This window comes from Ralstonia sp. TCR112, assembly GCF_007997035.1.
GTDB classification, from domain to species: domain Bacteria; phylum Pseudomonadota; class Gammaproteobacteria; order Burkholderiales; family Burkholderiaceae; genus Ralstonia; species Ralstonia edaphi.
This window is the reverse complement of the sequence record NZ_VOSS01000195.1, coordinates 1-556: the sequence shown is the minus strand read 5'-3', so window position 1 is coordinate 556 and position 556 is coordinate 1. Positions and strand designations below refer to the sequence as shown.

Annotated in this window: 1 protein-coding gene; it reads left to right on the top strand. The window is 67.1% G+C overall.

The genetic code is table 11. The features are described 5' to 3' along the window. Positions 1–556, top strand: a 556-nt coding sequence (locus FUT88_RS25225; RefSeq protein WP_147219278.1) for an MFS transporter, incomplete at both ends; no start/stop codon positions are given.

Here is a 556-nt window from a genome sequence, read left to right as displayed (position 1 = left end):
CCACGGCCGGCATTGTGCTGACGGCGCGCCTACTTGACCGCGTTGGCAAGGGCGTCCGCGGTGCGCCGCGCGATGCCCTGGTCGCCGACATTGCCCCGCCTGCGCTGCGCGGCGCGGCCTTCGGGCTGCGGCAGTCGCTCGATACCGTGGGCGCGTTTCTGGGGCCATTGCTGGCCGTCGGGTTGATGTTGCTGTGGGCCGATGATTTTCGCGCTGTGTTCTGGGTGGCCGTGGTGCCGGCGCTGCTCTCTGTTGCGCTACTGATGTTCGGCTTGCGCGAGCCCGAAACTCACAACGGCGCCCGCCGCACCAACCCGATCCGCCGCGACAACCTGCAGCGGCTGGACAGCGCGTACTGGTGGGTGGTGATGATCGGCGCGGTCTTCACGCTCGCACGGTTTTCCGAAGCCTTCCTGGTCCTGCGGGCACAGCAAGGCGGCATTTCCGTCGCGCTTGTGCCGCTGGTCATGGTGGCGATGAACATCGTCTATGCGGTGGCGGCGTATCCGTTCGGCAAGCTCTCTGACCGCATGAGTCACACGAAGCTGCTCGCGCT